3 protein-coding genes and 1 pseudogene are annotated in these 4,377 nt (G+C 40.5%); 3 read left to right on the top strand and 1 reads right to left on the bottom strand.

Translation table 11 applies throughout. From position 1 onward, the window contains the following. Window positions 1–24: 24 nt before the first annotated feature. From CEX73_RS03245 to CEX73_RS03235, 3 genes and pseudogenes are all read left to right on the top strand, one after another. Window positions 25–639: pseudogene (locus tag CEX73_RS03245) on the top strand (DUF933 domain-containing protein); the annotation flags it as partial. 161 nt (window positions 640–800) lie between these two features. Then, complete coding sequence (gene fabI, locus CEX73_RS03240) at window positions 801–1,583, top strand: enoyl-ACP reductase FabI (RefSeq protein ID WP_101627143.1); 783 nt, start codon at window positions 801–803, stop codon at window positions 1,581–1,583. 90 nt (window positions 1,584–1,673) lie between these two features. Next, on the top strand, window positions 1,674–3,617 hold the full coding sequence (locus CEX73_RS03235) for an exoribonuclease II (protein ID WP_101627142.1): 1,944 nt from the start codon (window positions 1,674–1,676) through the stop codon (window positions 3,615–3,617). Between the two features lie 24 nt (window positions 3,618–3,641). Here the strand turns inward: CEX73_RS03235 and pyrF are convergent, their stop codons facing one another. After that, window positions 3,642–4,373 carry an orotidine-5'-phosphate decarboxylase gene (gene pyrF, locus CEX73_RS03230; protein WP_101627144.1) on the bottom strand — a complete coding sequence of 244 codons (732 nt, stop codon included), beginning with the start codon at window positions 4,371–4,373 and terminating at the stop codon, window positions 3,642–3,644. Window positions 4,374–4,377 lie beyond the last annotated feature (4 nt).

Here is a 4,377-nt window from a genome sequence, read left to right as displayed (position 1 = left end):
TGAAGTGGTGATCAAAATACTCAGCTAGAGTTAGCATCGCTAGAAAAATGCCTGACACATCTCAGCAATGCAGGTATGTTGCGTACGTTAAATTTAAATCATGAAGAGAAAAGCATTATTCGCTATCTGCGTTTTATTACGCTCAAACCAACTATGTATATAGCGAATGTGAATGATTCTGGCTTCTATAAGAATCATTATCTAGACCAAGTCCGCACTATTGCTTCCAGAGAAGGCTCAATAGTTATTGCTGTATGCGCTGCAGTAGAATCAGATATTGCCGAGTTAGAAACAGAAGAATACGACTCTTTTAGAGCAGAGTTAGATATGAAAGAACATGGACTAAATAGTGTAATTAGAGCTGGTTATGAGCTACTGAATTTACAAACTTACTTTACAGCTGGAACAAAAGAAGTACGTGCCTGGACTATCCCAGTAGGCGCTACAGCTTTACAAGCTGCGGGCCAGATTCATACGGATTTTCAAAAAGGATTTATTCGTGCTCAAACTATTGCTTTTAATGATTTCGTTACTTTTAAAGGTGAAAAAGGTGCTAAGAAAGCTGGAAAAATGCGTTTTGAAGGTAAAGAGTACGTAGTAAAAGATGGCGATGTGATAAACTTCTTATTTAATGTATAAATTACCAAAAGCTAGAAGCTAATAGCTCTTAATAATTTCTAGATCATAGATAGTAAGTAAACAACGTTCCAGCAAAGAATTTTTCTTCTACTACTGTGAGTCTTATCTACGATAATAAGTAATAAAATTAGCATAAAAATATTAAGTATTTAGGGAGTGCTATGGGTTTTCTGACCGGTAAGCGTATTCTAGTCACAGGTATAGCTAGCCATCGTTCTATTGCCTACGGTATTACTCAGGCTCTATATCGTGAGGGAGCAGAGTTAGCTTTTACTTATCAAAACAATAAACTGAAATCGCGAGTAGAACACTTTGCCGCTAATTTTCATTCCAGCATTGTGCTACCATGTGATGTAGCTCAAGATGCTAGCATCAAAGCATTGTTTACCTGTTTGGCAAAGTTATGGCCTAACTTTGACGGCTTTATCCATGCCATTGCTTATGCTCCTAGCAATCAGCTTAATGGTGACTATGTGAGTACAGTTACCCGCGAAGGCTTTGCCATATCGCATGATATTAGCGCTTATAGTTTTGTCGCTATGACCAAAGCATGCAGACCGATGCTTAATCCTAACGCTTCCCTTGTGACACTGACTTATTTAGGAGCAGAACGAGCTATTCCGAACTATAACGTTATGGGTCTAGCAAAAGCATCGTTGGAAGCTAATACCCGTTATATGGCGAATGCTATGGGACCGCAGGGTGTACGCGTTAATGCTATTTCTGCTGGGCCAATTCGAACACTAGCAGCTTCTGGAATACGAAACTTTAAACAAATGCTGAGCTACTGTGAATCAGTTACGCCTATTCGTCGTTTAGTAACAATTGAAGATATCGGTAACACCGCAGCATTTTTATGCTCTGATTTATCAGCTGGCATTACCGGTGAAATTGTGCATGTAGATGGAGGTTTTCATATTACTGTTATGAATGAACTTGAATAGATCTGAAAATATCATTCAAGGCTGCTCAAAATAATTATATCACAAAAAAACTATCAATAAAATTATTACTTTTTTAAATCATCAAATATTATGTTTCATAATAACCCACTGCTTATACAGCTAAAACAGCAACTGCACTCTAAAACACCACGGACAGAAGGTGTAGTAAAAGGTACTGATAAAGGATTTGGCTTCCTAGAGGTTGATTCTCAAAATAGCTATTTTATTCCTCCTTATTTTATGAAAAGGGTAATGCATGGTGATAAAATTAGGGCGGTATTGCATACCGAAAAAGATCGTCAAATTGCTGAACCAGAGGCTTTAATTGAGCCTTTTTTATCTCGTTTTGTCGGTAAGATACAAATAAAAGACGATAGAGTTGCTATTTTACCAGATCATAGGCTGATTAAAGAAGTGATACCCGCACGTCCGCAACGCGGCGTGAGTGATACTCTCTGTACTGGAGACTGGGTAGTAGCGGAAATGTGCCGCCATCCTCTAGAAGGTCATCGCTACTTTTACGCTCAAATAACAGAGATAGTTACTACCAGCAGTGATAATTTTGCGCCATGGTGGGTTACCTTAGCTAAACATAATTTAGAACGAGAAGCACCGGCTATGCCGAAGGACCTGACACCGCAAGACGACGGTCTCATTCGAGAAGATCTAACAGCGCTAAACTTTATCACCATTGATAATCCTAGTACCGAAGATATGGATGATGCATTACATGTAGATTACGGGCCTAATGAAGCGTTAGTGATTACTATCGCAATTGCAGATCCTACTGCATGGATTATTGCTGGAAGTCAATTAGATACTATTGCGAGCAATAGAGCTTTTACTAACTATCTTCCTGGCTTTAACATTCCCATGTTGCCGCGGATGCTGTCTGATAATCTTTGTTCTTTACGAGCTTATGAAAAGCGGCCTGCTCTTGTCTGCCAGGTCACGATGCAACATGACGGAACTCTAGAAGAAGATATACGCTTTTTCACAGCTTGGATTGAATCTAAAGCTAAGCTTACTTATGATCAGGTATCTAACTGGCTAGAAAACGGCGGAGGATGGCAACCGAAGAATAATGCTCTCGCTGAGCAGATACGCTTGTTGCATAAGGTTTACAAAGCTCGTAGTTCCTGGCGCGCGCAACATGCGTTAGTGTTTAAGGACAAGCCAGACTACCGTTTTATCCTGGATGAAAAAGGGGAAGTAAATAATATTATTGCTGAACCACGCTGTATTGCCAAACGGATGATTGAAGAAGCGATGATTGCTGCCAATGTCTGTGCCGCTCGTGTACTACGTGATGGTCTTGGTTTTGGTCTATATAACACTCATAATGGTTTTGACGCCGCTTTGGTGAATCAGGCAGTAGCTATTTTACGAAACCATCACATTCCAGCTGATGCTAATCAATTGCTGACCCTCAAAGGATTCTGTGCTTTACGTCGCCAATTAAATGAAATGCCGACCTCATATCTCGATAGCCGCATTCGTCGTTTTCAAACATTTGCTGAGTTGAAAACCGAGCCTGGCCCACACTTTGGCCTAGGACTAGATGTTTATGCAACTTGGACTTCACCTATTCGTAAATACAGCGATATGATGAACCATCGTTTGCTGAAGGCGCTAATTGGAGCAAGGAAAGCAGAGCGCCCTAAAAAAGAGATTACGTTGCGTATGTCTGAACGTCGTCGGCAAAATCGTATTGCAGAACGAGATGTAGAAGATTGGCTATATGCTCGCTTTCTTCAACAAAAAGCCGGGAGTGATATTCGTTATCGCGCTGAAATTATTGATATTTGCCGCAGTGGCATGCGGGTACGATTAGTAGATAATGGTGCTATTGCTTTTATTCCTGCCATTTTTATTCATAGCATACGTGATGAGTTAGTTTGTAACCAGGATCTCGGCACAGTGCAGGTAAAAGGCGTAGAACGTTATCGCCAGGGCGATACCATAGAAGTTACTATTGCAGAAGTACGTATGGACAATCATTCTATTATTGCGAACATTGTATCAGTTAAGTGAATAATCAAATTATTATATCTTATTTTAGAGTTTAAGCGAACGGAGTATATCCCCTAATGCCACATTAGGTTCCGGAGCCTGGGTTATGGGACGACCTATAACCATATAGTCAACGCCTGCTTGTTGTGCCTGCAGCGCAGTCATTACTCTACTATGATCAGCCATTTGATTAAACGCGAGACGAATCCCAGGTGTGACTATGGTAAAATTATGACCGCATATAGCCTTTATACGTACTGCTTCTTGTGGCGAACATACGACTCCATCTAGGCCACAATTTTGGGTTAAGGTGGCCAACCTAATGGCAAAGTCTGCAGTAGTACCTGGAATCCCAAGTATTTGTAAATCCTTATCGCTGAGGCTAGTTAGCACTGTAACTGCGATAAGCAGTGGTGCGCCTGGACCAAAGGTAGCTAGGGCATTACGTGCAGCTATCATCATTTTTTCACCACCACTCGCATGCACATTTATCATCCATACCCCTAAATCTGCTGCAGCAGATACTGTTCTAGCAACAGTATTAGGGATATCATGAAATTTTAGGTCAAGAAAAATGTCAAAACCACGTTGTTGCAGCTCGATTATCAGCGTTGGCCCAAAACGAGTAAACATCTCTTTTCCTATCTTCAACTTACAATGCTGTGGTGAGATCAGATCTACAAATGCTAGTGCCTGACTTCTATTGGCATAATCCAACGCAACAATAATTGGTGATATTAGTGAGTATGTAGATACTGGTAAAACATCGCATGTCATAAAT

This window comes from Candidatus Palibaumannia cicadellinicola, from assembly GCF_002855795.1.
Classification (GTDB): domain Bacteria; phylum Pseudomonadota; class Gammaproteobacteria; order Enterobacterales; family Enterobacteriaceae; genus Baumannia; species Baumannia cicadellinicola_C.
Note: the sequence above shows the minus strand (reverse complement) of the source record. Positions and strands in the feature narration are given on the sequence as shown.